General features: G+C 62.7%; 2 protein-coding genes. Both read right to left on the bottom strand.

Annotated features, from left to right (window positions below):
* Positions 1-127 precede the first annotated feature (127 nt).
* Positions 128-1651: a DUF1800 domain-containing protein gene (locus C9413_RS31450; RefSeq protein WP_039845119.1), complete on the bottom strand. Its 1524-nt coding sequence runs from the start codon at positions 1649-1651 to the stop codon at positions 128-130.
* Positions 1652-1760: 109 nt separating this feature from the next.
* Positions 1761-2114, bottom strand: a complete 354-nt coding sequence (locus C9413_RS31445; RefSeq protein ID WP_039845120.1) for a DMT family protein — start codon at positions 2112-2114, stop codon at positions 1761-1763.
* Positions 2115-2161: the final 47 nt, after the last annotated feature.

Raw genomic sequence — 2161 nt, 5'->3', positions numbered from 1 at the left:
TCATGTGGCGGTCGGCGCCGGGCAGGGCGGCGAGGGTGACCGCCGTGAAGGTCGGGGCGGCGGCAAGGCCACAGGCGGAAGCGAGAACGCCGCGGCGGGAAAGCGTAATCTCGGTCATGACCAGCTCCTATCGGCGGTTGAATTCGGGGGAAGCAAGAACCAGCGTCAGGCCGCTGATCTTGCTCGGCGCCTGCGAAACCACGCGGATCGTCTCGTCGCGCGCCGCATCGGCAAGCGTCGACCTTAGGAATTCGCGCGGATCCTCGTCCTTGCCGAACCGGGCGGAAGCGCGCCGCGCCCAGGCGAGCCGCTCGGCAAGCTGGCTCGCCGTTATCCAGGCGGAGAAATTCTCCTCGAAGCCTGCGGGGCTCGGCGGCAGCCAGGTCGGCTGGCCCATACGGCGAAGCGCACCCAGCCCCAGCCCCCGCGCTGTCTGGAAAGCCTTGCGCCGCTTGGAGTTGGCTTCATTGGCAGGATCGGGCGCCATTGCGCCCCCATCGCCGCCCATGGCATTGTCCTGTCCCGCCATATCCTTCGACGGCGCCATCACATCGTCGTCGTCTTCCTGATCGGCCTTCATGAAATCGCCAGCAATACCGTTGTCGCTGCCGGCGTTCAGTGCCCTCAAGCCCGTCACTACATAGTCGAACGGCTGGCGCGCCTTCGCGCCCTCGTCGCGCCACGCTGCGGGATGGTCGAGCATTGCGCCATAAACCGCCGTCAGGTCGCCGTCCGTCCCTTTCCAGACATCCGCCATCGCCGTCACCATCTCCTCCGGCGGCTGATCCGAGATGAAGTGAGCCGCGAGCTTGCCGCTGATATGCTGCGCCGTCTTCGGATGGACAGCGAGATCGTCGAGGAGCGCCAGATAGTCTTTCCGCGACCGTTTCGCGCCGCCATAGCTGACACCAAGAACCGTATGTCTGCCGGGCTCCGAAATGCCGGGACGGAAAACTGCGTCCATCTCCTCGCGATCGATCGTCAGCCCGGTCAGCACCATTGCACCGGCGCGCACGTCGGCCTGCGTGTAGCCACTGCCCGCACCCAGCGTATGCAGTTCCAGCAGTTCGCGGCCGAGATTCTCGTTGAGACCCTTCTTCTGCTTCATGCCGCGGGACGATTCCGGCCCCTGCGATTGCGCCTGATCGAGATAGATGAGCATCGCCGGATGCTCCGTCGCGACCCGCAGCAGGTCGCGGAACGATCCGCCGATATTGGGCCGGATCGCCTCCGCCTCGTAAAGCGGCACGATCATCCGCATCGGCAGGCTTTTGTTCGCGCTCGTCGAGAAATGGTTGGTCCAGAAGGTCGCAAGCCGCTCGTAGAATCCGTTCGGCGAAAGCACGGCCTGCATCAGCCGCGCGTAGGCGTCTCGCTGGAACCCCTGCTGCACCTGCTTCTGGATCGCTTTGCGCCTTTTCCGGCGCACCTCATCGTCGCTACCGCTCTGGCGCAGTTCCCGGAGCCGGTCCTGCAGATCGACAATCTGCTGATGGCGTCCATCGATGCCGCCGGCCGGAAAGGACGGCGCGCGCAGCGCGGCGTCCTTCACCTGACCAAGCAGCTGGTCCTTGTTTTGCGGCGACGCCTCGCCCGGCCGGAATCCATAACCGAACCGGATGGCTGCCATCGTTTGGAAAGAGAGGCTCATGACCGGTCACCTCCTGATCACTGAATGGTGACAGCCTCCCAACCAAATGCGTCAGCAATTCAGTAATTTCCCGACATGGACTATTTGTAATCCATTGGAAAGGTACCGTTCATGCGCGGAAGATGAAGGAGGCGCCGACGGCGATCAGCGCAAAGCCGATGGCGTGATTCCAGGTCAGGTTTTCGCCAAGCCAGAAAACCGAAAAACCGGAGAAGACCATCAGCGTGATCACCTCCTGCATCGTCTTCAACTGCGCCGTCGTATAGACCGCCGAGCCGATACGGTTCGCTGGCACCGCCAGGCAGTATTCGAAGAAGGCAATCCCCCAACTCGCGACGATGGCAAGGGCGATCGCACTGCCCTTGTGCTTCAGGTGCCCGTACCAGGCAAAGGTCATGAAGATGTTGGAGGCGAAAAGCATGGCAACAGGCCAGATGGCGGCGGGGCTTAGCGAAAAATACATGGGCGAATCCGATGGGAGAAAACTAGCGCCAGCTTGTATCTCCAAAT

It is taken from the genome of Rhizobium sp. SEMIA 4085 (genome assembly GCF_013004495.1).
GTDB classification, from domain to species: domain Bacteria; phylum Pseudomonadota; class Alphaproteobacteria; order Rhizobiales; family Rhizobiaceae; genus Rhizobium; species Rhizobium gallicum.
Note: the sequence above shows the minus strand (reverse complement) of the source record. Positions and strands in the feature narration are given on the sequence as shown.